We start from the raw sequence: 23,414 nt of genomic DNA, 5'->3' as shown, positions 1-23,414 counted from the left end.
CGTAAGGTCTTCGCAGGCCGGAGCGGTTTTACGGTCGGCAGATGTCGAAGCCAGAAGCTCATCGGCCGGTTGCGGTCGACGTGGTTTTCCCCTGCTTGAACGAAGCGCTCTCCCTGCCCTGGCTGCTCGGGCGGCTGCCGGACGGCTACCGCGCGATCGTGGCCGACAACGGTTCCACGGACGGCTCGGCCGACCTCGCCCGCGAGCTCGGCGCGACCGTGCTCGCGGTTCCGGTCCGCGGTTACGGCGCGGCCGCGCACGCCGGGCTCGAGGCGTCCACCGCGGACGTGGTGTGCTTCTGCGACGCCGACGGATCCCTGGACCCGGCCGAGTTGCCCCGGGTCGCCGACCCGGTGGCGCGCGACGAGGCCGACCTGGTGATCGGCCGCCGCCGCCCCACCGCGCGCCGGGCCTGGCCGGCGCACGCCCGCTGGGCCAACGCGGTGCTCTCCGCCCGGCTCCGGCGGCGGACCGGGCTGCGCCTGCACGACCTGGGCCCGATGCGCGCCGGACGCCGGGCCGCGCTCCGCGGGCTGGATCTGGCCGATCGGCGGTTCGGCTACCCGCTGGAGACGGTCGTCGCGGCCGCCGGGGCCGGGCTGCGCGTGGCCGAGGTCGACGTGGCCTACGCGCCCCGCACCGCCGGGAGCACGTCGAAGGTCACCGGCACCCTCGGCGGGACGGTGCGCACGGTCGTCGACATGGGGCGGGTGCTGACCCGATGAACGTCCAACTGCTCGTGCTCGCGAAAGCCCCGGTGCCGGGCCGGGTGAAGACCCGCCTCTGTCCACCGTGCACCCCGGTGGAGGCGGCCGCGCTCGCCCGCGCGGCGCTCCAGGACACTCTGGACGCGGTGCGGGCGACCCCGGCGCAGCGCCGGGTGCTCGCGATCGACCACCCCGGCGAACTGGGCGACCTCTCCCTCCGCGGGTTCGAGGTCATCACGCAGCGCGGGCCGGGGCTGGCCACGCGGATCGCCGCCGCGTTCGCCGACGCCGCCGCGCCCGGCCTGGCGACGGTGCTCGTCGGCATGGACACCCCGCAGGTGGGGCCGGACCGCCTCGCGGCGGTCGGCGCCCGGCTCGTCCACGTCGGCGTCGACGCCGTGCTGGGCCCCGCGCGCGACGGCGGCTGGTGGACGCTGGGCCTGCACGATCCGCGTCACGCCGATCTCCTGCGGGACGTCCCGATGTCGCGCCCGGACACCGGCAACGCCACCCGGGTCGCGCTGCGCGCGGCCGGTCTGCGGATCGCCGCCGCGCCCGTCGAGCGTGACGTCGACACCGCGGCCGACGCCGCAGCCGCGGCCGCGGCCGCGCCCGAATCCGGTTTCGCGGCGGCCTGGCGGCAGATCACGGCCCGGGCGAAGGACACCCGGACCGACACCCGGACCGCGGCCCGGGCGAAGGCCGGTGTCTCATGACGTCGGCCGCGCGGTTGTACGGCGAGGGGATCACCGCACTGGAGGCCGGTCGGCCGCACCGGCTGCTGATCCGGCACGAGCGGGGCGGCCTCGCGCCGCTCGCGCTGGACGATTGGCACCGCCCGGCCCGGCCCGGTGACCGGAGCCTGCTCGCGCGGTGCGCCGGCTCGACGCTCGACGCCGGCTGCGGGCCGGGCCGGCTGGCCGCCGCCCTCGCGCTGGCCGGTCGGCCGGTGCTGGCGGTCGACATCGTCCCGGCGGCCGTCGCCGCCGCCCGCCGACGAGGTGCCGCCGCGCTCCGCCGGTCGGTGTTCGGCCGGGTTCCCGGAGCCGGCCGGTGGACGTCGGTGCTGCTCGCGGACGGCAACATCGGGATCGGCGGTGACCCGGTGCGGTTGCTGCGGCGGGTGGCCGCGCTGATGGGTGCCGCCGGGAGGGTCGTCGTGGAGCTGGCCCCGCCCGGGGCGGGCCGCCGCTACCGGTTCCGCCTCGAACACGACCGCCGCTACAGCGAATGGGTGCCGTGGGCCGACCTCGGGGCCGACGAGGTCCACCGGGTCGGAGCCGCCGCCGGGCTCGTCGTCGACGAGGAGTGGGTGACCGCCGGACGATGGTTCGCGACCCTGGTCCGCCGGTGAGCGCCCCGCGCCGGGTACCGCTCTGGCGGCGGCCCTTCCCGGAGCCGCCCGACGTGCTGCGCCGCGGACCGTTCGCGCCCGGGGCGATCCGGCCGGCGGGGCGCTCGGCCGCGCTCTCCGCCCGGCTCGGCCTCTGGCTCGGGGCGGCGTTCGGGATCTGCCTGGTCACCGGGCTGATCAGTCACGGGATCCAGCACCCGCCGGACTGGTTCGTCTGGCCGCGGAGGCCGGTGTCGCTCTACCGGGTCACGCAAGGACTACACGTGGCGACCGGGCTGGCCACCGTGCCGCTGCTGCTGGCCAAGCTCTGGGCGGTGTACCCGACGCTGTTCCGGTGGCCGCCGGTGCGCAACGGCGCCGACCTGCTCTCCCGGGCCGCGCTGCTGGTGCTCGTCGCCGGTGCGGTGTTCCAGCTGGCGAGCGGCGTGCTGAACACCGCGCGCCAGTACGCGGTGCTGGGCTTCGGGTTCCCGGCCGCGCACTACTGGACCGCCTGGATCACGACCGGTGCCCTGGTGATCCACATCGGAGCACAAGCCACCGTGGTCCGCCGCGTCCTCCGCGAGAGCCGCTCCGCGACCCCCGCGCCGGTCGACGGCGCGGTGGTCACCCGGCGGGCGGTCGTCGCCACCGTGGCCGCGGCGGCCGGGGTCGTGACGCTCGCGACCGTGGGCCAGACCGTCCGTCCGCTCAGCAAGCTGTCGGTGCTGGCTCCGCGCCGGCCCGGCCTCGGCCCCCAGGGCCTGCCCGTCAACCGGTCCGCGGCCGGTGCGGGCGTGGTCGCCGCGGCGACCCGCGACGACTACCGGCTGGTCGTGGCCGGCCCCCGGCCCCTCCGGCTCGGGCGCGACGCGCTCGCCGCCCTCCCCCAGCACACCGCCGAGCTGCCGATCGCGTGCGTCGAAGGCTGGAGCGCGACCGCGCGCTGGACCGGGGTCCGGCTGCGTGACCTGCTGGCCGAGGCCGGGGTGGCGCCCGGGGCGGACATCCGGATCGAGTCCCTGCAGCGCTCCGGCGCCTACCGCGTGAGCACGCTGCCTGCGGCCTTCGCCCAGGACCCACTGACGCTCGTCGCGCTGCGCCTCAACGGTGAGACGCTCGACCTCGACCACGGCTACCCGTGCCGGCTCATCGCCCCCAACCGGCCGGGAGTGCTGCAGACCAAGTGGGTGGCGTGGATCGGTGCGCACGGATGAGGCTCGTCCGGGCGGTGCCGGCTCTCCTCGGCACCGCGATCCTGCTCTACGGCATGCTCGGCCTGCTCGGGGCGTCCGGTCCGTCGCCGCTGGGCCGGTGGCTTCTCGTCGTGGTTGTCGGCTGGCTCGCGGTCGACGCGGTGCTCACCCCGGTCGTGATCGCCGCCGGGCGGTTGCTGCGTCGCCTGCTGCCGGATCGGCCCGGAGACCGGCCGGGCCGGCGCGGGGCGGTGCGGGTCCTGGTGGGCGCCGCGGCCGCGGTCAGCGGCGTGCTGACGCTCGTGGCGCTGCCGCTCGTCGACGGCGGCGGACGGGACGCTTCGGTCCCGTCCGCCCTGCCCCTGGACTACGGCCGCGGCCTGGTGCTGCTGCTCGCGGCCGGATGGCTCGGCGTCGGCGTCGCGGTGGCCGTGCTGCTCCGCCGGCGCTGAGCCGGTGCCGCGACCCCCATCAGCTCGGCTCGAACTCCGCCACGGCGTCGATCGCGGGGCCGTGGGGGGTGTTCGCCTCGCGCTCGATCAGGATCTCGACGAGGGCCGGGCGGCTCGTGCGCGCGGCCTCCTTGCGCGCCCACTCGATCGTGTCGCGGATCTCCTCGGGGCGGGTCACCCGGCGTCCGGAGCAGCCGTACGCCTCCATGATCTTGACGTTGTCGGTGCCGACCGCGTCGTAGTGGATGTCCACCTCGTAGTTCATGCCGTACGGGAGTTCGGCCTGTCGGATCAGCCCGAGGTACTCGTTGTTCAGCATGATCAGCACGAACGGCACGTCGTACTGCGCCGCCACCGCCAGTTCCTCGACCAGGAACTGGAACGAGTAGTCGCCCACCACGCCGACGACCTCGGCGTCCGGCGCCGCCTTCTTCACGCCGATCGCGGCCGGGATCTCCCAGCCGAGCGGACCGGCCTGGCCGCACACCTGGTAGCGCCGCGGCTCGTGCACCTTCTGGTGCTGCCCGCTCCAGATCTGGTAGAGCCCGATCGCGGTCACGAAGTACGTGTCCGGCCCGAACGCCTCGTTGATCTCCCGGTAGACCCGCGGCGCCTTCACCGGGACGTCGTCGAAGTCCTCGCGCCGGGTCAGCGACCGGCGCAGGTGCTGCACCCGCGTCACCCACCCGTTCGGCTGTCGCTTCGCGTGCCGGGCCCGGGCGGCCTCGAGCAGCGCCCGCAGGAACAGCCGGGCGTCCGACACGACCCCCAGGTCGGGCCCGAACACCTTCCCGATCTGGGTCGGCTCGACGTCCACGTGGATGAACACCCGGTCGCCGCGGTACACGTCGAGCGCGCCGGTGTGCCGGTCACCGAAGCGCGCGCCGACCGCGAGCACCAGATCGGACTCCAGGAACGACGCGTTGCCGTAGCGCTGCGACGTCTGGATCCCGGTCATCCCCGCGTGCAGGCCGTGGTCGTCGTCGAGCGCGCCCTTGCCCATCAGCGTCACCTGCACCGGCACCTGCAGGTACTCGGCCAGCTCGCGCAGCTCGGCCGAGGCGTCGGCGAGGATGACGCCGCCACCGGCGAGGATCAGCGGCCGCTGCGCCGAGAGCAGGAGGTCCAGCGCGCGCTCCACCCGCGGCCCGTGCGGGACGACCGGCGTGACGGGCAGCGGCGCGTCGATCGTCGCGTCCCATTCGATGAGCTCTTTCTGGACGTCGAGCGGGAGGTCGACGAGCACCGGACCGGGACGCCCTTCCCGCGCCACCTGGAACGCCTTGCGCACGATCCACGGCACCTGCGCGGCTTCCTTGACCTGCACGGCCCACTTCGTGACCGGCTTCGCGATCTCCACGATGTCGACGGCCTGGAACGCCTCCTGGTGCAGCTTGCTGGAGACGGCCTGGCCGGTGAAGCAGAGGATCGGGATCGAGTCGGCCTGCGCGGTGTAGAGGCCGGTGATCATGTTCGTGCCGGCCGGGCCGGACGTGCCGATCGCGACCCCGACGTTGCCGGTGGTGCGGGCCCAGCCGTCGGCCATGTGGGTGGCGCCCTCTTCGTGGCGGACGATCAGGTGCTCGATGCCGCCGTGGTTCTGCAGCGCCGCGTAGAGCGGCAGGATCGCCGCGCCGGGGCAGCCGAAGACGGTGTCGACGCCCTCGGACTCGAGGATCTCGACGACCGCCTGCATCGCGGGAACGGTGGGCATCAGGCCTCCCGGCCGGAGAGGGTTTCGGTGACCTTCAGGAGCGCGGAGTGGTCCAGCGAGCCGTGGCCCATCGCGCGGGCGGCCGCGACCAACTGGGCGACCAGCCCGGTGACCGGCAGCGCGACACCGGCGTCGCGGGCGGCGTCGAGCGCGATCGCCATGTCCTTGTGGTGCAGGTCGATGCGGAAGCCGGGCGTGAACTCGCGCGCGAGCATCGACTCGCGCTTGAGGTCGAGGATGCGGCTGGCCGCGAGGCCACCGGCGAGGACGTCGAGCCCGGTCTTCGCGCCGACGTCCGAGCCTTCGAGCAGCACGATCGCTTCGCTGACCAGCGCGTAGATCCCGGCCACGACCAGTTGGTTCGCCGCCTTGACGACCTGACCGGCGCCGGCCCCGCCGACGTGGCGGGGTGTGCCGAGCACCTCGAGCACCGGGCGGGCGGCCGCGAACGCGACCTCGTCGCCGCCGACCATGATCGAGAGCGTGGCCTGCCGGGCACCGGTCTGACCGCCGGAGACCGGCGCGTCGATCACCCGGACGCCGGTCGCCGCGCCCTCGGCCGCCAGACGCACCGACGTCTCGGGGCGGATCGAGCTCATGTCGGCGAACAGGGTGCCCGGGGGCACCGCCGGGAGCACCTGGGCGGCGACCTCCTCGACCTGGGGATGGTTCGGCAGCATCGTGATCACGACGTCCGCACCCCGCACCGCGTCGGCCACCGAGGTGGCCGGGGCGCCGCCGTCCGCCGCGAACGCGTCCACCGCCGGCGTGTGGACGTCGAACCCGGTGACGTCGTGTCCGGCCGTCACCAGGTGCCGCGCCATCGGCGCCCCCATGACACCGAGCCCGACGAACCCGATCGTGCTCACGACGCCACCCCCGCCCGCGGGAGCCAGGCGAAGCTGTCGGCGCTCGGGCCCTCCGGGATGTACTCGAGGCCCACCCAGCCGTCGTAGCCGTGGGCGGTGAGCTGCTCCAGGTGGCGTGCGAGCGGCAGCGAACCGGTGCCGGGCTGGTGGCGGCCGGGCGCGTCGGCGATCTGGACGTGGCCGATGCGTGCGGTGTGCCGTTCGATCACCGCGTCGAGGTCGTCGCCGTTGACCGCGAGGTGGTACAGGTCGGCGAGCAGGCGGAGGTTGGCCCGTCCGGGCAGCCGGTCGATCACCGCGAGCGCGTCGGCCGCCGTCCGCAGCGGGTACCGAGGTGTCCCGGACAGCGGTTCGATCAGGACGGTGCCGTCGATCCGGGAGACCGCGTGCGCGGCGAGCACCAGCGCCTCCACCGCGACGTCGTCCTGCTCGCCCGGGTCGACCCCGCCGAGGCGGTTGCCGTAGAGCGCGTTGAACGCCCGGCAGCCGAGCTGCGCGCCGATCCCGACGGCGACGTTCACGCTGTCGAGGAACTCGCCGGTGCGGCCGGGCCAGGAGAGCACGCCCCGGTCGCCGCCGGGCATGTCGCCGGCGAAGAAGTTCAGCCCGACGAGCCGGACACCGGCGTCGCGCACGGCGGCGACGAACCGATCGACCTCGGCGTCGGACGGCACCGCGTCCGGGAACGGCCACCAGAACTCGACCGCGTCGAACCCGGCGTCGCGCGCGGCCGCCGGCCGTTCCAGCAGCGGTAACTCGGTGAAGAGAAGGGACAGGTTGACGTCGTATCGCATATTGAATCCTGTATGCAGTCGGCGGACAGAAAAAAGCCGTTCTCCATCTCCGTCACGACGACGGCGGCTCGGCCTCGAGAAGATCAGCGATCTTGCAGTTCAGCGCCGTACAGATCATGTCGAGCTCGTCGAGTCGCACCGTGCTCGGCGTCCCGTTCCACCAGGAAGCGACCTTGCTCAGCGACGGCGAGTACCCGGCGGCGCGGCACGCCTGCAGCAGATCCGCCGGACGCCAGATGTCAGCGTTCGCGGCTACCCACCGCAGATTCCACCGCACCGCACGCTCCCCTCGCCGTCGAGAGATCGCCGGAAACGAACGTTATAGCAACGCTCGAAGCAATTTCGCCGTCTCCGTAGGAGTTCGTCCAACTCGGACCCCGGCGGCTTCCAGCGCCTTCTGTTTCGCCTCGGCCGTGCCCGACGATCCGCTGACGATCGCGCCGGCGTGCCCCATCGTCTTGCCCTCGGGCGCGGTGAAACCCGCCACGTACCCGACGACCGGCTTCGTCACGTGGGCGGCGACGTAGTCGGCGGCCCGCTCCTCGGCGTCGCCGCCGATCTCGCCGATCATCACGATCGCGTCGGTCTCCGGGTCGTCCTGGAAGGCCTGCAGACAGTCGACGTGGGTCGTCCCGACGATCGGGTCGCCGCCGATCCCGACGCACGTGGAGAACCCGAGGTCATGCAGCTCGTACATGAGCTGGTAGGTGAGCGTGCCGGACTTCGACACCAGCCCCACCCGCCCCGGGCCGGTGATGTCGGCCGGGATGATCCCCGCGTTGGACTTCCCCGGGCTGATCAGCCCGGGACAGTTCGGGCCGATGATGCGTGTGGTGTTGCCCGCCGCCACCGCGTGCGCCCACAGCGCCGCAGTGTCGTGCACCGGCACGCCCTCGGTGATCACGACCGCGAGGCCGATCCCGGCGCTTATCGCCTCCAGTCCCGCGGCCAGCGTGAACGCGGGCGGCACGAAGATCACCGTGGTGTCCGCACCGGTCTCACCCATCGCCTCGGCCACCCCGGCGAAGACCGGCAGCCTCATCCCGTCGAAATCCGCCGTGGTTCCGGCTTTTCGCGGGTTGACGCCACCGACGACGGTGGTGCCGGCGGTGAGCATCCGACGGGTGTGCTTCATGCCCTCGGCGCCGGTCATGCCCTGGACGAGCACCCGGCTCTTCTCGGTCAGAAAGATCGCCATCTCATGCCTCCCGGCCTGCGAGTTCGGCGGCCCGGGCGGCCGCGCCGTCCATCGTGTCCACGAGTTCGAGGCCGGGGAGCCCGGCGGCGCCGAGGATGCGCCTGCCCTCGTCCGCGCGGTTGCCGTCGAGCCGGACGACGACCGGCCGGTCCACCGGCTCACCCCGGCTGGCCAGCAGCGCGAACGCTCGCACGATGCCGTCGGCGACCGCGTCGCACGCGGTGATGCCACCGAAGACGTTCACCAGGACGCTGCGCACGGCCGGGTCGGCCAGCACGATCTCCAGTCCGTTCGCCATCACCTCGGCCGAGGCACCGCCGCCGATGTCGAGGAAGTTCGCCGGCCGGGCCCCGGCCAGCGCGACGACGTCGAGCGTGGACATGACCAGGCCGGCACCGTTGCCGATCACGCCGACCCGGCCGTCGAGCCGCACGTAGTTCAGGTCCTTCGCGTGGGCCCGGGCCTCGAGCGGGTCGGCCGAGTCGTGGTCGCGCAGCCCGGCGTGGGCGACGTGCCGGATCCCGGCGTTGTCGTCGAGCGTCACCTTGCCGTCGAGCGCGACGATCGCCCCGCCGGCGTCACGCACCAGCGGGTTGACCTCCACCAGCAGCGCGTCCTCGGCGACGAACGCCGACCAGAGGCTCTCGACGGCCTCGGCCGCCTGCTCCGGCAGCCCGACCGCCGCGACGATCTCCCGCGCCTTGGCGGAGTCGACGCCGGTCAGCGGATCGATCGGCACCCGGACCAGTGCCTCGGGGTTGGTGGCCGCGGTCTCCTCGATCTCGACCCCGCCCTCCAGCGACGCCATCGCGAGGAACGTCCGGTTCGTACGGTCGAGGAGGTAGGAGAAGTAGTACTCGTCGGCGATGTCGGTCGCGGTCGTGACCAGGACGCGGTTCACCCGGTGACCTTTGATGTCCATGCCGAGGATGTCGTCTGCCTTCGCCCGGGCCTCGTCGGCGTCGGCGGCGAGCTTCACCCCGCCGGCCTTGCCGCGCCCACCGGTCTTGACCTGGGCCTTGATGACGACCGAACACCCGAGCTCGGCCGCGGCCGCCCGCGCGGCCTCCGGGGTGGTGACCACGACTCCCGGTAGCACCGGGACTTCGTGGGCCTCGAACAGATCGCGTGCCTGGTACTCGTACAGGTCCACAGCCATCGTCCTCCGGTTGAGGGAACCCCAGCGTAACCGTGATGCCATACTGTATGCAATATTCCCGTCGACAATCTGCTCTGGACAGCCCTCCCTCGCGGAGGGACCATAGGGGCGCCGCATACGGTATGCAGTCTTCAATCCGCGGCAACGATCGAGGAGTTGAGGAATCATGAGTCAGACCACGACGGAACCCCCCGCGGCAGCGGCTGGGTCCTCTCCGGAAACGGACGGCGAGTCGGGCGCCACCGCGGCGATCCTGCGGGCGCGCAGCGGTGACCCGGACCGGATCTCCGGTGGTCACCTGGTCGCGAAGGCGCTCAAAGCCGAAGGCGTCGACGTGATCTTCACCCTCTGCGGCGGGCACATCATCGACATCTACGACGGTTGTGTCGACGAGGGCATCGCGGTGGTCGACGTCCGGCACGAGCAGGTCGCCGCACACGCGGCCGACGGGTACGCCCGGGTCACCGGCAAGCCCGGCGTCGCGGTCGTCACCGCCGGGCCCGGCACCACCGACGCGGTCACCGGCGTCGCGAACGCGTTCCGCGCCGAGAGCCCGATGCTTCTCATCGGCGGCCAGGGCGCGCTGAGCCAGCACAAGATGGGCTCACTGCAGGACCTGCCGCACGTCGACATGATGACGCCGATCACGAAGTTCGCCGCGACCGTGCCGCACACCACGCGCAGCGCCGACATGGTCTCGATGGCGTTCCGCGAGTGCTACGCCGGCGCGCCCGGGCCGTCGTTCCTGGAGATCCCGCGCGACGTGCTGGACGCCGAGGTCGACCTGAAGGACTGCACGATCCCGGAGCCGGGACGCTACCGGGTGTCGACGAAGAGCGCAGGCGACCCGGCGGCGGTGGAGCGGCTGGCCGACGTCCTGGCGCACTCGTCGAAGCCGGCCGTCCTGCTGGGATCCCAGGTCTGGACCGGGCGCGGCACCGACGCGGCGATCGACTTCGCGCGGACGCTGGACATCCCCGTGTTCATGAACGGCTCGGCCCGCGGCTCGCTGCCGCCCGGCGACCCGCACCACTTCCACCTCTCGCGCCGGTACGCGTTCAACAACGCCGACGTCATCATCATCGTCGGCACGCCGTTCGACTTCCGGATGGGCTACGGGCGGCGGCTGCCCGCGGGAGCCACGGTCGTGCAGATCGACATGGACTACCGCACGGTCGGCAAGAACCGGGACATCGACCTGGGCATCGTCGGCGACCCCGGGGCGGTGCTGGCCGCGGTGACCGCGGCGTCGTCGGGGCGGCTGGCGAAACCGAACCGGCGGGCGTGGTTCGAGGAGCTGCGGGCCGAGGAGTCGGCGGCCTACCAGAAGCGGCTGCCCCGGCAGCTCTCCGACGCCTCCCCGATCCATCCGCTGCGCCTCGCGCACGAGATCAACGAGTTCCTCACCGAGGACTCGATCTACATCGGTGACGGCGGCGACATCGTGACGTTCTCCGGCGGCGTGGTGCAGCCGAAGACCCCCGGGCACTGGATGGACCCGGGGCCGCTCGGCACGCTCGGCGTCGGTGTGCCGTTCGTGCTGGCGGCGAAGTACGCCCGGCCCGACAAGGAGGTCGTGGCGCTCTTCGGGGACGGCGCGTTCTCGCTGACCGGCTGGGACTTCGAGACGCTGGTCCGGTTCGACCTGCCGTTCGTCGGCGTGGTCGGCAACAACTCGTCGATGAACCAGATCCGGTACGGGCAGATGCGCAAGTACGGCGAGGCCCGCCAGCGGGTGGGGAACACGCTCGGCGACGTGCGCTACGACGAGTTCGCCCGGATGCTCGGCGGCTACGGCGAGGAGGTCCGCGACCCCGCGGACATCGGGCCCGCGCTCCGGCGGGCCCGCGAATCGGGCCTGCCGTCCCTGATCAACGTGTGGGTCGACCCCGACGCCTACGCGCCGGGAACGATGAACCAGACGATGTACAAGTAGGGTCGGCCGATCGCGTGGCGGCCCGGATCGCTCCGCCACGCGATCACCGGGTCACGCGATACCGCGAGAGCGCAAAGGCGCGTCAGTCAACGGCCGAATATTCGCCGCCTGGGGTCCCTTTGTCCCTGGGTGATGTCAAATTGAACTAACTGACCGTCCGCCAGCTCTTTGTAACCCTGAACCTGAATTGCCGAATAGTGGGCAAAGACATCCGGCCCCCCGTCATCCGGAGCGATGAACCCGAAGCCCTTCTCGTTGTTGAACCACTTCACCACACCCGTTTCCATCGTCCCTCCCCCGGCCCGCTCCGCTATGGGCCTCACCATGGAGACAGCATTGCACACCAGATCCACTAGCATCCTTGGAGGCGCCCATAGGCCGGAAGAGGACGCGGAGGATTCGATGGCACAAGGCACCGTGAAATGGTTCAACGCCGAAAAGGGCTATGGATTCATAGCGATAGATGGCGGCGCAGACGTCTTCGTGCATTATTCGGCGATACTCATGGACGGCTATAAGGCGCTGGAAGACGGACAACGTGTCGAATTTCTGGTTACACAGGGACCTAAAGGACCTCAAGCGGAAAACGTTCAACTAGTCAGTTCCACGGCGGAACGCGGCACGACGTGGGGAATCGCATGACACTCTCGCCTCTACGCTGACCGCGGCAAGGGGGCCGTGGAATCGGCGAAGCGCCGACTACCATGCCGCCTGTGACTCGGGTCTTCATCTCCAGCGCGAGCGGCACCTTGCGTCCGTACCGGCAGATCGCCATCGAACTGTGCTACCGCCTGGGCATGGAACCAGTGGCGATGGAGAACTTCTACCCGGAGACCGCTCCCCCACTTGAGGTGTGTCGCCGAGAAGTCAGCAAAAGCGACATCTTTGTGTTACTCATCGCCGATCGCTACGGCGATCGTCCACCCGGGGAAGACCTCTCGTACACCGAGCTCGAGTATCAGTGGGCCACGGCCAAACATGGCACGCCGATCGTTCCGTTCATTGCCGACGACCGGTACCTGGCTGCTCACGTTCGCACCCATACGTATGCGGAGTATCGGGAGCTCGGGGATCTGGCAAAGTTCGTCGAGAAAGTACGAGCACATCACACGGTCAAGTTCTTCAACGAGATCGAGACGTTCCGGAACGACCTGTACCGAGCACTCGAGTTCAACCGGCCACCCGATCCCGATCGACGCCTGACTCACGCCCAGGCCGTAACCCAGGCCTCCTGGCACGCCAACCGGCGCACGCTTCCCTCAGCTCCGCAGCCGTACGCCATCCCCGCCTACGTCGGCGGATCGCCGTTCACCGGCCGCCGGAAAGAGCTGCGGCTGCTCACCCGATGGGCCTCGTCCGCGGCCCCGGTGGCCGTCGTCGAGGCGATCGGTGGTACCGGTAAGAGCGCACTGACCTGGGAATGGTTCGATAATCACGCCGAGGCGGCGATCCCTCGTCTAGCCGGCCGTTTCTGGTGGAGCTTCTACGACGGGTCGGCATCGATCAATCGCTTTCTCCAGCAACTGCTGGGGTACCTGACCGCATCCACCGCGTGGCAGGTCAGTCGCATCCCGCGCGAGGAGCTTCCCGAACTCGTTCTCACCGAGCTCCGCCGGCGTCCGATCCTCCTCGCACTGGACGGTTTTGAGCGTCTGCTCATGGCGTATCACCAGTACGATCCGTCGAAAGTGACCGACACGATCGTGGAAGCGGACGCGCGGGCGGACAAGCATTCGATGATCGATGGAGTCGGGTACGACTTCGTGCGGGCGCTCGTGGGAACCTCACCCTCCAAAGTCATCGTCACGACGCGCATGGCACCGGACGCCCTGGAGGGTCCAGGACGAAGTCTGCTGCCGGGCGTGTATCGGTACCGGCTTCCCGGAATCGATGACAGCGCGGTGCGCTCGCTGCTGACCAAGCTCGGCGTTTCGGGAGGCGCACGAAACATCGAGAGCTTCTTCCGTCCGCTCGACAATCACCCGCTGCTCATCGCTATCGTCGCCGGGCTGGTGCGCGACCACCGGTTGGCGCCGGGAGACTTCGACAGTTGGCGTGAACATCAGCCGTTCTCCATCGGTGCGGTCGACCTGGCCGCCAAACAGCGGCACATTCTCGACGCCGCCTTTCAGAATCTCGACCCCCAGACAGCCCGGCTGCTGAGCTGGCTTTCGGCCCTGTCCGGCTCGGTGGGATGGCGATTGGTGCAGGACGTCAATCCCTTCGGTTACGACTCCGACCTCTCGACCGCGGAGGCAGGTGCGGCGCTCGACGCGGCACTCCGCGATCTTGAGGCTCGCGGACTGCTCTGGTGGGACCGCCAAGCCAATACGTACGACATGCATCCGGTTGTCCGGGCATTTTCGTACGACCGGCTGAACGCCACCGAGCGGGTCACCGCCAACGAGCAGATCCGCGATCACTTCGCGGCGCTTCCGCCGGAAACACCCAACGAGGTCACGAGCGTCGAAGACCTCCAACCGACCATCACGCTGTTCCGCGCTCTCACCGGGTCCGGCAATCACGGACGCGTCGTGTCCCTATGGAACGGGCAACTTGCCAAACCGCTGTTGGTGAGACTCGGCGCCAACGCCACGGTCACGGAACTCCTCCAGCCCTATGAGAACAGCACGATCGTCATCCTTCGAGCGGATCTGTCGATCGCCCTCCATCTCGCTGCGGAACACGACCGGGGTGTGGCCGTCGAGGCCGGGCTTCTCGCATACCTGCTCAACCAGCCTCGGCCCGAACTGCCGGAGATCAGGCTCTCGCTGGGTCGGCTCTCTACGCACTACCGCTCGACGGGTGGCTTCGCGCTCTACTCCAAAGCCCTCGATTTCATGAGCCAGACCACCGCTGGTGCCGACGTCCAGGATCTCGCCGATCTACTCCTTCGGCGGGCCATTCTCGCCGCCACGACGGGAGAAGTCGAAGCGGCTCGCTCGGCACTCACCCGGATCAACGAGCGCTCGGCCGCGGAGCGCTACCCCTGGCTCGCCGACGATGTCCAGTACTGGACGTTGGCCTTGGAGAACTGGGCCGGAAATCCAGAAGTAGGTGATCGGCTCGTCGATGCGGAGCAGTCGGCATCGGACTGGCGAATGAAGCTCAGGCTTCGTCTCCTGAGTTTCGACGTGTCCATGCGCCACGGCGACCTCGACGCCGCCTTGAAGGCGGCCGAGGACGTCGACCGTCTGCGCCGGGTCGGGGGACAGACGGCGATCTCGGCGGAGAGCGCGTGGGCCCTCGCCGCCCTGGGACGAACCCGCGACGCGGAAGCCACACTCGGCCAGAGTCTCGCCCGACTACCGCGCCTGCATCCTTACGATCGGCCGCATCAGCTCGTGGCCCGAACGCTTTCGTTGCTCGGTCGGGACGAGGAGGCGAGGCAGCACGCCCTCCAGGGCTATCGGCAGGCATGGGGCGACGGCCCGCCGTTCTCCCATCGGTGGAACTTGCGACGCGCCGAGCAACTTCTCGCCTCGCTCGGCGCACCCGCTCCCGTTCTGCGCGCATCAAGCGCGGCCACCATTCCACACGAGCCGAGACTGCGGGAATGGCTGGAGGCCAGGCGGCGGACCGCCGCCACACAGGTCCGACCGGCGACGACTCCGCGGACGACATTGGTTGATCGCCTTCAGGGATGGCTTGATCGGTAGACACCGACCAAGCGGCTACGCGCCCTTTTCCACCGGTGACGCGGGCGTCTTCTCGGCGTCGGCCGCTCGCACGTGGTAGGTCTTGCGGGTGCGCTCGGTGTGTTTGCGCATCAGTTCGCCGGCCTTGCGCGCGTTGCCGCCGGCGATTGTCTCGATGAGCTCGCGGTGCTCGTCCCAGGCTTCGCGGCCGCGCGAGCGGGCGATCGGGCGGTAGTACCACCGCACCCGGCTGTCCACGAGCGCGATCAGCTCGCCCAGCACCGTGTTGCCGGACATCTCCATGATCTGCCGGTGCAGCGCGGCGTTCGCGGCGACCATGCCGGCGTCGTCGTCCGCGGCGACGGCCTGTTCGCCGACCGCCTGGAGCTGCCAGAGCTGCTCGACGAGCGCCGGGGTGGCGTTCGCGGCCGCGAGCCGGGCGGACTCGGCCTCGAGCAGCGTGCGGGTGGCGAGCAGCTGGTCGGCCTCGTCGGCGGTGGGCGTGTGCACGAACGCGCCGAGGCCAGGCCGCAGGTCGACCCAGCCCTCGGAGTGCAGGCGTTGCAGCGCCTCGCGCACCGGTTGGCGCGAGACGCCCAGCTGCGCCGCGAGCTCCTGCTCGACGAGGTGTTCACCCGGCTGGAGCTCGCCGGTGATGATCATGTCCGCGATCTCGTCGGTGACCACCTGACGCAGCGGCGCCGGCCGTTCGAGCGGCTTGCGCCGGGAAGCCCGCCGGCCCGCCGGGCTCATCTCGCTCATCGATCCTCCGGCGGTGAAGTGAGTCCTCGGTTTCTAGCATACAGTCGGTGGGATACCGCATGCGCAGGTCAGTGGCCCGCGCTACGGCGCGGGCCACTGGTGTTCGTTCAGCGCAGGCGGGCCGCCGCGGCGGCCGGGAGCGGGTCGAGGCCCTCGTCGTCGGCCAGCGTCAGCAGCCGCGCCCGCATCCGCGGATCCCAGAACCGGCGGACGTGATCGGCGATCGCGTCCGCCGCGGCGTCCGGCGGCAGGTGCCCGAACTGCCGTGCGATGTCGTCGATCAACCGCCGCTCCGGCACCACCGCCGACATCAATCGACCCCGGCCGGGATCGGGGCGGACAGCGACACCTGGACGGCGGTCACCTTGTACTCCGGGCAGTTCGTGGCCCAGTCGGAGTGCTCGGTGGTCACCACGTTCGCCCCGGTGATCGGATGGTGGAACGTCGTGTAGACGACGCCGACCGGCATCCGCTCGGAGATCGTCGCCCGCAGCGTCGTCTCGCCCACCCGGCTGGCCAGCGTCACCCGGTCGCCCTCGCCGATCCCCCGCTCCGCGGCGTCGTGGGGGTGCAGTTCCAGCAGGTCCTCCGGGTGCCAGGCCACGTTGCCGGTACGCCGGGTCTGCGCGCCGACGTTGTACTGGCTCAGGATCCGCCCGGTGGTGAGCACCAGCGGGAACCGGCGCGTCGTGCGTTCCTCGGTGGCCACGAACGCGGTCCGCACGAACTTCCCGAGCCCGCGCGTGAACGACTCCACGTGCATGATCGGCGTTCCTTCCGGCGCGGACGCGTTGCACGGCCACTGGATGCTGCCGAGCTTGTCCAGCGCCTCGAACGACACGCCGGCGAACGTCGGCGTCATCGCCGCGATCTCGTCCATGATCTCGGACGGGTGGGAGTAGGCCATCGGATAGCCCATCGCGGTCGCGATCTCCGAGACGATCTCCCACTCGGCCTTGCCGGTCTTCGGCGGCATCACCGCGCGCACCCGGTTGATCCGCCGCTCCGCGTTCGTGAACGTCCCGTCCTTCTCCAGGAACGACGCCCCCGGCAGGAACACGTGCGCGAACTTCGCGGTCTCGTTGAGGAACAGGTCCTGCACGACAACCAGCTCCATCGCCGAGAGCGCCGCGCTCACGTGCTGCAGGTTCGGGTCGGACTGCGCGATGTCCTCGCCGTGCACGAAGAGCCCGCGGAACGACCCGTCGATCGCGGCGTCGAACATGTTCGGGATGCGCAGCCCGGGCTCGGGCCGGATCGACACGTCCCACTGCGACTCGAACTGGCCGCGCACGACGTCGTCGGAGACGTGGCGGTAGCCGGGTAGTTCGTGCGGGAACGAGCCCATGTCGCAGGAGCCCTGCACGTTGTTCTGCCCGCGCAGCGGGTTGACGCCGACCCCGTCGCGGCCGACGTTCCCGGTGGCCATCGCGAGGTTGGCCAGGCCCATCACCATCGTCGAGCCCTGGCTGTGCTCGGTGACGCCGAGGCCGTAGTAGATGGCCCCGTTACCGGCGCTCGCGTACAGGCGGGCCGCCGCGCGCACCGAGGCCGCCGGCACTCCGGTGATGCGCTCCACGGATTCCGGGCTGTTCTCGGGCGCGGCGATGAACTCCGCCCACTCGTCGTAGCCCTCGCAGCGCGACGCCACGAAGTCGTCGGAGACCAGCCCCTCGGTGACCACGACGTGCGCGAGCGCGTTGACGATCGCGACGTTGGTGCCGGGGGTGAGCTGCAGGTGGTGGGCCGCCTCGACGTGGGGGGAGCGCACCAGGTCGATGCGCCGCGGGTCGATCACGATCAACTGCGCGCCCTCGCGCAGCCTGCGCTTCATCCGGGACGCGAACACCGGGTGCCCGTCGGTCGGGTTCGCGCCGATCACCACGATCACGTCGGCGAGCGCCACCGACTTGAAGTCCTGCGTCCCGGCCGACTCGCCGAACGTCTGCTTCAGTCCGTAGCCGGTCGGCGAGTGGCAGACCCGCGCGCAGGTGTCGACGTTGTTGTTGCCGAACGCCGCCCGCACCATCTTCTGGACGACCCAGACCTCCTCGTTCGTGCAGCGCGACGAGGAGATCGCGCCGATCGCGCCCGCGCCGTGGCGGTCCTGGATCGAGCGGAACCCCCGCGCGACCGTGGAGATCGCCTCGTCCCAGGAGACCTCGCGCCACGGATCGGTGATCGACTCGCGCACCATCGGGTTGAGCACCCGGTCGGGGTGGGTGGCGTACCCGAACGCGAACCGGCCCTTCACGCACGAGTGGCCCTCGTTCGCGCCGCCGTCCTTGTGCGGCACCATCCGCACCAGTTCGGTGCCGCGCAGCTCGGCCTTGAACGAACAGCCGACGCCGCAGTACGCGCACGTGGTGATCACCGTGCGCGACGGCATGCCCAGCTCGACGACGGACTTCTCCTGCAGCGTCGAGGTAGGGCAGGCCTGGACGCACGCGCCGCAGGAGACGCACTCGGAGTCCAGGAACGACGTCGGGCCGGGCGCGACCTTGGAGGCGAACCCGCGGTTGGCGATCGTCAGCGCGAGCGTGCCCTGGACCTCGTCGCACGCCCGCACGCAGCGCGAACACGCGATGCACTTGGACTCGTCGAAGTCGAAGTACGGGTTGCTGGTGTCGGTCGGGGCGTCCAGGTGGTTCTCGCCCTCGTAGCCGTAGCGCACCTCGCGCAGGCCGACCTCGCCCGCCATGTCCTGCAGTTCGCAGTCGCCGTTGGCGGGGCAGGTCAGGCAGTCCAGCGGGTGGTCGGAGATGTAGAGCTCCATGACGCCGCGGCGCAGCCGCTCCAGGTGCGGCGACTGCGTGCGGATCTTCATCCCGTCGCCGACCGGGGTGGTGCAGGAGGCCGGGGTGCCTTTGCGCCCGTCGATCTCGACGACGCACAGCCGGCAGGAGCCGAACGCCTCCAGCGAATCGGTGGCGCAGAGCTTCGGGACGTTCACGCCGGCCTGCGCGGCCGCGCGCATCACCGACGTGCCCGGGGGCACCGCGACCGGCAACCCGTCCACTTCCACCGTGACGGTCGGGTCCCCCGGCTTCGCAGGCGTCCCGAAATCGGGTTCTTTGAGCAGGGTCATGAGGAGACCTCCGTGCGGGATCCGGCCTTCGCGGCGTTCTCCGGGACCGGTTCGACCGGGCCCGGTGCCGGGGGCTCGAAGTCCTCGGCGAAATGGTTGAGTGCGCTACGCACCGGCATGGGCGTCAGGCCGCCCATCGCGCAGAGCGAGCCGTCGGTCATCAGGACGCACAGGTCCTCCAGCAGGACCAGGTTCTTCTCCCGGTCCTCCCCGGTGCGGATGCGGTCGATCACCTCGACGCCGCGGACCGCGCCGACGCGGCAGGGTGTGCACTTGCCGCACGACTCCTCGGCGCAGAACTCGAACGCGAACCGGGCCTGCGAGGCCATGTCCACGGTGTCGTCGAACACGACCACACCGCCGTGGCCCAGCATCGCGCCGGCCGCGGCGAACGACTCGTACTCCAGCGGCAGCCCGAACTGCGACGTCGGGACGTAGGCGCCGAGCGGTCCGCCGACCTGGACGGCACGCACCGGGCGCCCGGAGCGGCTGCCGCCGCCGTAGTCGTGCACGAGCTCGCCGAGCGTGAGCCCGAACGCGGTCTCGACGATGCCGCCGCGGGCCACGTTGCCGCCGAGCTGGAACACCTGCGTGCCCCGGGACCGCTCCATCCCGAGCTTCCGGTACGCGGCGGCTCCGGACGCCAGGATCGCCGGCACGGTGGCCAGCGTCAGCACGTTGTTGACGACCGTCGGCCGGCCGAACAGGCCCTCGATCGCCGGGATCGGCGGCTTGGCGCGCACCATGCCCCGCTTGCCCTCGAGCGACTCGAGCATCGAGGTTTCCTCGCCGCAGATGTAGGCCCCCGCACCCACCCGGACGTGGAGCTGGAAGTCCAGCGAACTCCCGAGGATCCCGGTTCCGAGCCAACCCCGCGACGACGCCAGGTCGATCGCCGTCCGGAACGTCGCCACCGCGTCCGGGTACTCCGAGCGGATGTAGACGTACCCCTCGGTCGCACCGACCGCGTGCGCGGCGATCGTCATGCCCTCGATCAGCGCGAACGGGTCGCCTTCGAGCATCATCCGGTCGGCGAACGTGCCGCTGTCGCCTTCGTCGGCGTTGGCGCACACGAACTTCAGCGGGCCGTCGCAGCCGAGCACGGTCTTCCACTTGATGCCGGCCGGGAAGCCCGCGCCGCCGCGGCCGCGCAGACCGGACTCGGTGACCTCCTCGACCACCTCGGCCGGCGACAGCGACAACGCGCGACGCAGGCCGGCGAGGCCGCCGTGGGCCTCGTAGTCGTCCGGCGACAACGGGTCGACCACGCCCATCCGCGCGAACGTGATCCGGTTCTGCCGGGCCAGCCAGGGAACGTCGTCCACGAGGCCGACACGCAGCGGGTGGGCGCCGCCGTCCGGCATCCCGGCCGCCAGCAGCCCGGGGACGTCGGCCGCGGCCACCGGGCCGTAGCCCACCCGGCCCGACGGCGTGTCCACCTCGACGAACGGCTCGAGCCAGAACATCCCACGCGACCCGTTGCGCACCACGTCGACGCCGAGCCCGGTCAGCGCGTCGGCCACGTCGTCGGCGCCGACCGACCGGGCCGAGGAGTCACGCGGAACGTAGACGGTCACGACAGCACCTCGCGCAGCTTCTCCGGGGTGACCCGGCCGAGTACCCGGCCGTCGACCTCCACCGAGGGGCCGAGCGCGCAGTTGCCCAGGCAGAACACCTGCTCGGCGCGGCCGCCGGCCGCCTCCACCAACGACTCCGCGCCGACCGCCTGGCAGGCTTCGGCCCGGCAGATGCGCACGGTTCTGGTCGGGCCGGGCTCGGACCGGAAGTCGGTGTAGAACGTGATCACGCCGTGCACCTCGGCCCGCGAGAGGTTCAGCTCGTGCGCCAGGATCGGTGTCGCGTCGGCCGGCAGGTACCCGAGCTCGTCCTGCAACGCGTGCAGCACCGGCAGCAGCGGCCCGCGCCAGTCGCGGTGGGCCTCCACCACTCTGCGCACGGTGAGCACCAGCTGCGGATCGAGGCCGGCCAGCGGGTTCGCGGGCTCGGTACGGCGCCTGCGGCGTAACGCCGGTGGCTCCAGCGCGGCGCGTGACTCGTCGGTCCGTGTCATCGGTGCCTCCTGTTGCGGTCCGGGCGGGTCACGCGACCGGGACGCGAGGCCCGGTCACGGTGCGCGCCAGCAGATCGACCGCGGCGTAGACGTTGCGCAGGGTGGGCGCGGGAACCCCGGTCAGCGTCGCGATCTCCACGACCGCGCCGATGATCGCCTCGAGCTCGAGTTCCTTGCCCGCTTCCAGATCCTGGAGAGTGGACGTCTTGTGGTGGCCGACGCGGGCGGCACCGGCGATCCGGCGGTCGATCGAGATCGACGGATGGCACCCGGTCGCGCCCGCGATCGCGACCGTCTCCCGCATCATCTCGGCGATCAGGCCACGGACACCAGGGTGCCCGCACATCTCGATCATGGTAGCCCTGGTCAGGGCAGACAGCGGGTTGAATGCGACGTTACCCATCAGCTTGACCCAAATGTCGTCACGCAGATTCGACTCGACCGGACACTTGAGACCCCCGGCCACCATCGCGTCACTGAACGCGCGGCACCGGTCGGAGACCTCGCCCGACGGCTCACCGATCGAGAACCGCGTCCCCTCGAGGTGCCGGATGACGCCCGGCGACTCGATCTCGGTCGAGCAGTAGACGACGCAGCCGATCGCGCGGCGGACCGGGAGGACCTCGGAGACCGTGCCGCCCGGGTCGACGGCTTCGATCCGGCGATCGCGCAGCGGCCCGGTCAACCCGTGGAAGTACCACCAGGGGATGCCGTTCTGGGCCGCGATCACCGCGGTGTCCGGACCGAGCAGCGGGGAGATCAGCGATCCGCACCCGGCGTACTGGTGGGCCTTCAGACCCAGGAAGACGTAGTCGACCGGGCCGACCTCGCGGGGGTCGTCGGTGGCGGAGGCGGCGGCGGTGAAGTTGCCCCGGGGGCTGAACACGCGCACCCCGTGTTCCCGCAGGGCGGCCAGGTGGGGTCCGCGGGCGATCAGGTGCACCTCGGCGCCCCCGCGATGCAGGGCGGCGCCCACGTACGCACCGATCGCACCGGCGCCGAGCACGGCGATCCTCATACTGCTCCTCACGGATGGGTCCGCGTGGCCGCGCCGGATTCCGCCGGCGCGGCCACGCGGGGGCGATCAGGCAGACAGGGCAACTGATTCCTGACGCAGGTCGCGCAGGTTGCGTCCGGGCTGCTTGAGGAAGAACGCCAGGCAGCCGGCGCCAAGGCCGATCGAGCCGGCCAGGATGAACGCGCCGCCGTAGCCCCAGGTCGCGACGACCACCGCGCCGAGACCGGATCCGACCAGGCCGGACACGAGCTTCGAGCTGTAGACCAGGCCGTAGTTGGAGGCGTTGTTGTTCTCCCCGAAGTAGTCCGCGGTCATCGCCGCGAACAGCGGGAAGATCGCACCACCACCGAAGCCGGACACCATCGAGGCGAGCAGGAAGAGCGGGAGGCTCCCGATCGAGCCGGAGAAGTACACCGCGTACTGCGAGAGCCCGAGCACGAAGCAGACGAAGATCAGCGTCCGGCGCCGGCCGTACCGGTCGGAGATCCAGCCGATGACGCCCCGGCCGGTGCCGTTGACGATCGCCTTCAGGCTCATCGCCAGCGCCACGATCCCGCCGGCGAAGCCCATCTCGTCGCCGAACGGCACCTGGAACGCGATGCCGAAGATGTTGATACCTGCCGTGCAGAGCAGACAGAACCACATCAGCGGCAGGATGCCGGTCCGGACGGCCTCCATCGGCGTGTACTGCTTCACCGCGGGCGGGTTCATCTCCAGCGACCGGCGGATCCGCGGGTCATCGGCCGAGGCACGCAGCGGGTCGACGTGCGGCGGCCACCAGTTCTTCGGCGGGTCGGCCATGAAGAAGCCGCTGGCCGCGACCGCGAACGCCAGGAACAGACCGACGACGAGCAGCAGGCCGCTGTAGTTGCTGGTGTCCATGTACGACTTGAACAGGAAGATGAACGGCACCGATCCGTAGGCGAAGCCGCCGTTGACGAAGCCGGTCTTGCCGCCCTTCCGCTCCGGGTACCACTTCCCGACGATGTTGACGCAGGTCGCGTAGACGATGCCCGCGCCGGTGCCGCCGAAGAACCCGAAGCCCAGGTAGGCCCAGAACACGTTCGGTGCGTAAGCGAGCGCCACATAGCCCAGCACGGTCCCGATCGCACCCAGCATCATCGCGGCCTTCACCGGGAGGCGGCCGCTCTCCCGGAGCTTGCCGACCGGGAACGCGACCGCCGCCTGGAAGAAGACCCAGACGCCGAGCAACCAGAAGATGTGCGAGCCGTGCCAGTTGTGCGCACTGGACAGCGTCTCCTCGGCGGAGGTGAACGCGTACTCCGACGAGCTGATCGCCATCATGGCGAACCAGGGCAGGATGACCATCCACCGACGGGAGCGACCCAGGATCTGCTGATCGGTCTCCCCGACCCGGTAGACGCGGCCGTTCACGTCCTTTACTTCTCGATACCCATCAGTCTGTCCGTCGGGCTTGGACATTTCGGAAGTACTCACGCTGGACCTCCAGGAGCAGGG

At 70.8% G+C, this 23,414-nt stretch carries 20 protein-coding genes and 2 pseudogenes; 8 read left to right on the top strand and 14 right to left on the bottom strand.

Annotated elements, in window-relative coordinates:
• Positions 1-41 precede the first annotated feature (41 nt).
• From CRYAR_RS13160 to CRYAR_RS13140, 5 genes are read left to right on the top strand one after another with little or no spacing between them, the layout of a single operon-like run.
• Positions 42-725, top strand: a complete 684-nt coding sequence (locus CRYAR_RS13160) for a glycosyltransferase family 2 protein (RefSeq protein WP_051570111.1) — start codon at positions 42-44, stop codon at positions 723-725.
• Positions 722-1,423 carry a TIGR04282 family arsenosugar biosynthesis glycosyltransferase gene (locus tag CRYAR_RS13155; protein ID WP_051570109.1) on the top strand — a complete coding sequence of 234 codons (702 nt, stop codon included), beginning with the start codon at positions 722-724 and terminating at the stop codon, positions 1,421-1,423. Before CRYAR_RS13160 ends, CRYAR_RS13155 begins: the two co-directional genes overlap by 4 nt.
• Positions 1,420-2,061: a methyltransferase domain-containing protein gene (locus tag CRYAR_RS13150; RefSeq protein WP_051570107.1), complete on the top strand. Its 642-nt coding sequence runs from the start codon at positions 1,420-1,422 to the stop codon at positions 2,059-2,061. Before CRYAR_RS13155 ends, CRYAR_RS13150 begins: the two co-directional genes overlap by 4 nt.
• Entirely contained in the window at positions 2,058-3,257 is a 1,200-nt protein-coding gene (locus tag CRYAR_RS13145; protein WP_245620450.1) for a molybdopterin-dependent oxidoreductase, read from the top strand. Before CRYAR_RS13150 ends, CRYAR_RS13145 begins: the two co-directional genes overlap by 4 nt.
• Positions 3,254-3,688, top strand: coding sequence for a hypothetical protein (locus CRYAR_RS13140; RefSeq protein ID WP_051570106.1), 435 nt, complete (start codon positions 3,254-3,256; stop codon positions 3,686-3,688). The genes CRYAR_RS13145 and CRYAR_RS13140 overlap by 4 nt, the downstream gene beginning before the upstream one ends.
• A 19-nt stretch (positions 3,689-3,707) precedes the next feature.
• Here the strand turns inward: CRYAR_RS13140 and gcl are convergent, their stop codons facing one another.
• The 6 genes and pseudogenes from gcl to sucC all read right to left on the bottom strand — a co-directional run bounded on the left by gcl (position 3,708) and on the right by sucC (position 9,416).
• Positions 3,708-5,402 carry a glyoxylate carboligase gene (gene gcl / locus CRYAR_RS13135; protein WP_035850917.1) on the bottom strand — a complete coding sequence of 565 codons (1,695 nt, stop codon included), beginning with the start codon at positions 5,400-5,402 and terminating at the stop codon, positions 3,708-3,710.
• A complete protein-coding gene (locus tag CRYAR_RS13130) occupies positions 5,402-6,271 on the bottom strand; it encodes an NAD(P)-dependent oxidoreductase (RefSeq protein ID WP_084700433.1) in 870 nt (289 codons plus the stop codon). Before CRYAR_RS13130 ends, gcl begins: the two co-directional genes overlap by 1 nt.
• On the bottom strand, positions 6,268-7,065 hold the full coding sequence (locus CRYAR_RS13125; RefSeq protein ID WP_035850916.1) for a hydroxypyruvate isomerase family protein: 798 nt from the start codon (positions 7,063-7,065) through the stop codon (positions 6,268-6,270). The genes CRYAR_RS13130 and CRYAR_RS13125 overlap by 4 nt, the downstream gene beginning before the upstream one ends.
• A gap of 64 nt (positions 7,066-7,129) precedes the next feature.
• Positions 7,130-7,342: pseudogene (locus CRYAR_RS13120) on the bottom strand (helix-turn-helix domain-containing protein); the annotation flags it as partial.
• A 42-nt stretch (positions 7,343-7,384) separates the two neighbouring features.
• Positions 7,385-8,263, bottom strand: coding sequence for a succinate--CoA ligase subunit alpha (gene sucD / locus CRYAR_RS13115; RefSeq protein ID WP_035850915.1), 879 nt, complete (start codon positions 8,261-8,263; stop codon positions 7,385-7,387).
• Between the two features lies 1 nt (position 8,264).
• A complete protein-coding gene (gene sucC / locus CRYAR_RS13110) occupies positions 8,265-9,416 on the bottom strand; it encodes an ADP-forming succinate--CoA ligase subunit beta (RefSeq protein ID WP_035850914.1) in 1,152 nt (383 codons plus the stop codon).
• 172 nt (positions 9,417-9,588) lie between these two features.
• Here sucC and CRYAR_RS13105 point away from each other — a divergent pair, with 172 nt between their 5' ends.
• The gene (locus CRYAR_RS13105; RefSeq protein ID WP_084700431.1) at positions 9,589-11,358 is read left to right on the top strand and encodes a thiamine pyrophosphate-binding protein; all 1,770 of its coding nucleotides are present in this window, start codon (positions 9,589-9,591) and stop codon (positions 11,356-11,358) included.
• A 51-nt stretch (positions 11,359-11,409) separates the two neighbouring features.
• Here the strand turns inward: CRYAR_RS13105 and CRYAR_RS13100 are convergent.
• Positions 11,410-11,645, bottom strand: a pseudogene (locus CRYAR_RS13100) (cold-shock protein).
• A 115-nt stretch (positions 11,646-11,760) separates the two neighbouring features.
• On the opposite strand from CRYAR_RS13100, the gene CRYAR_RS45215 reads away from it, so the two are divergent.
• Positions 11,761-12,000 (top strand): cold-shock protein, encoded by a 240-nt coding sequence (locus CRYAR_RS45215; protein WP_084701874.1) that lies wholly within the window; start codon positions 11,761-11,763, stop codon positions 11,998-12,000.
• Positions 12,001-12,071: 71 nt separating this feature from the next.
• On the top strand, positions 12,072-15,017 hold the full coding sequence (locus CRYAR_RS13095; protein WP_035850913.1) for a DUF4062 domain-containing protein: 2,946 nt from the start codon (positions 12,072-12,074) through the stop codon (positions 15,015-15,017).
• A gap of 15 nt (positions 15,018-15,032) precedes the next feature.
• Here CRYAR_RS13095 and CRYAR_RS13090 read toward each other — a convergent pair whose 3' ends face one another.
• The 7 genes from CRYAR_RS13090 to CRYAR_RS13060 all read right to left on the bottom strand — a co-directional run bounded on the left by CRYAR_RS13090 (position 15,033) and on the right by CRYAR_RS13060 (position 23,378).
• Positions 15,033-15,749 carry a GntR family transcriptional regulator gene (locus CRYAR_RS13090; RefSeq protein WP_051570104.1) on the bottom strand — a complete coding sequence of 239 codons (717 nt, stop codon included), beginning with the start codon at positions 15,747-15,749 and terminating at the stop codon, positions 15,033-15,035.
• A gap of 116 nt (positions 15,750-15,865) precedes the next feature.
• Positions 15,866-16,069 (bottom strand): formate dehydrogenase subunit delta, encoded by a 204-nt coding sequence (locus CRYAR_RS13085; protein WP_035850912.1) that lies wholly within the window; start codon positions 16,067-16,069, stop codon positions 15,866-15,868.
• Positions 16,069-18,846: a formate dehydrogenase subunit alpha gene (gene fdhF, locus CRYAR_RS13080; protein WP_035850911.1), complete on the bottom strand. Its 2,778-nt coding sequence runs from the start codon at positions 18,844-18,846 to the stop codon at positions 16,069-16,071. Before fdhF ends, CRYAR_RS13085 begins: the two co-directional genes overlap by 1 nt.
• On the bottom strand, positions 18,843-20,423 hold the full coding sequence (locus CRYAR_RS13075; protein WP_035850910.1) for a formate dehydrogenase beta subunit: 1,581 nt from the start codon (positions 20,421-20,423) through the stop codon (positions 18,843-18,845). Before CRYAR_RS13075 ends, fdhF begins: the two co-directional genes overlap by 4 nt.
• Positions 20,420-20,917: an NAD(P)H-dependent oxidoreductase subunit E gene (locus CRYAR_RS13070; protein WP_084700427.1), complete on the bottom strand. Its 498-nt coding sequence runs from the start codon at positions 20,915-20,917 to the stop codon at positions 20,420-20,422. Before CRYAR_RS13070 ends, CRYAR_RS13075 begins: the two co-directional genes overlap by 4 nt.
• Positions 20,918-20,945: 28 nt before the next feature.
• Positions 20,946-21,935: a 2-dehydropantoate 2-reductase gene (locus CRYAR_RS13065; protein WP_035850908.1), complete on the bottom strand. Its 990-nt coding sequence runs from the start codon at positions 21,933-21,935 to the stop codon at positions 20,946-20,948.
• Between the two features lie 66 nt (positions 21,936-22,001).
• Complete coding sequence (locus CRYAR_RS13060; protein WP_051570103.1) at positions 22,002-23,378, bottom strand: MFS transporter; 1,377 nt, start codon at positions 23,376-23,378, stop codon at positions 22,002-22,004.
• Between the last annotated feature and the right edge of the window lie 36 nt (positions 23,379-23,414).

This window comes from Cryptosporangium arvum DSM 44712, assembly GCF_000585375.1.
GTDB lineage: Bacteria > Actinomycetota > Actinomycetes > Mycobacteriales > Cryptosporangiaceae > Cryptosporangium > Cryptosporangium arvum.
The sequence above is the reverse complement of the archived record's forward strand: the minus strand, read 5'-3'. Positions and strand labels throughout refer to the sequence as shown.

Coding starts and splice junctions, on each gene's coding strand:
- CRYAR_RS13160 (WP_051570111.1), top strand. CDS start 42: ATGTCGAAGCCAGAAGCTCATCGGCCGGTTGCGGTCGACGTGGTTTTC.
- CRYAR_RS13155 (WP_051570109.1), top strand. CDS start 722: ATGAACGTCCAACTGCTCGTGCTCGCGAAAGCCCCGGTGCCGGGCCGG.
- CRYAR_RS13150 (WP_051570107.1), top strand. CDS start 1,420: ATGACGTCGGCCGCGCGGTTGTACGGCGAGGGGATCACCGCACTGGAG.
- CRYAR_RS13140 (WP_051570106.1), top strand. CDS start 3,254: ATGAGGCTCGTCCGGGCGGTGCCGGCTCTCCTCGGCACCGCGATCCTG.
- gcl (WP_035850917.1), bottom strand. CDS start 5,402: ATGCCCACCGTTCCCGCGATGCAGGCGGTCGTCGAGATCCTCGAGTCC.
- CRYAR_RS13125 (WP_035850916.1), bottom strand. CDS start 7,065: ATGCGATACGACGTCAACCTGTCCCTTCTCTTCACCGAGTTACCGCTG.
- sucD (WP_035850915.1), bottom strand. CDS start 8,263: ATGGCGATCTTTCTGACCGAGAAGAGCCGGGTGCTCGTCCAGGGCATG.
- CRYAR_RS13105 (WP_084700431.1), top strand. CDS start 9,589: ATGAGTCAGACCACGACGGAACCCCCCGCGGCAGCGGCTGGGTCCTCT.
- CRYAR_RS45215 (WP_084701874.1), top strand. CDS start 11,761: ATGGCACAAGGCACCGTGAAATGGTTCAACGCCGAAAAGGGCTATGGA.
- CRYAR_RS13090 (WP_051570104.1), bottom strand. CDS start 15,749: ATGAGCCCGGCGGGCCGGCGGGCTTCCCGGCGCAAGCCGCTCGAACGG.
- CRYAR_RS13085 (WP_035850912.1), bottom strand. CDS start 16,069: ATGTCGGCGGTGGTGCCGGAGCGGCGGTTGATCGACGACATCGCACGG.
- fdhF (WP_035850911.1), bottom strand. CDS start 18,846: ATGACCCTGCTCAAAGAACCCGATTTCGGGACGCCTGCGAAGCCGGGG.
- CRYAR_RS13070 (WP_084700427.1), bottom strand. CDS start 20,917: ATGACACGGACCGACGAGTCACGCGCCGCGCTGGAGCCACCGGCGTTA.
- CRYAR_RS13065 (WP_035850908.1), bottom strand. CDS start 21,935: ATGAGGATCGCCGTGCTCGGCGCCGGTGCGATCGGTGCGTACGTGGGC.
- CRYAR_RS13060 (WP_051570103.1), bottom strand. CDS start 23,378: ATGTCCAAGCCCGACGGACAGACTGATGGGTATCGAGAAGTAAAGGAC.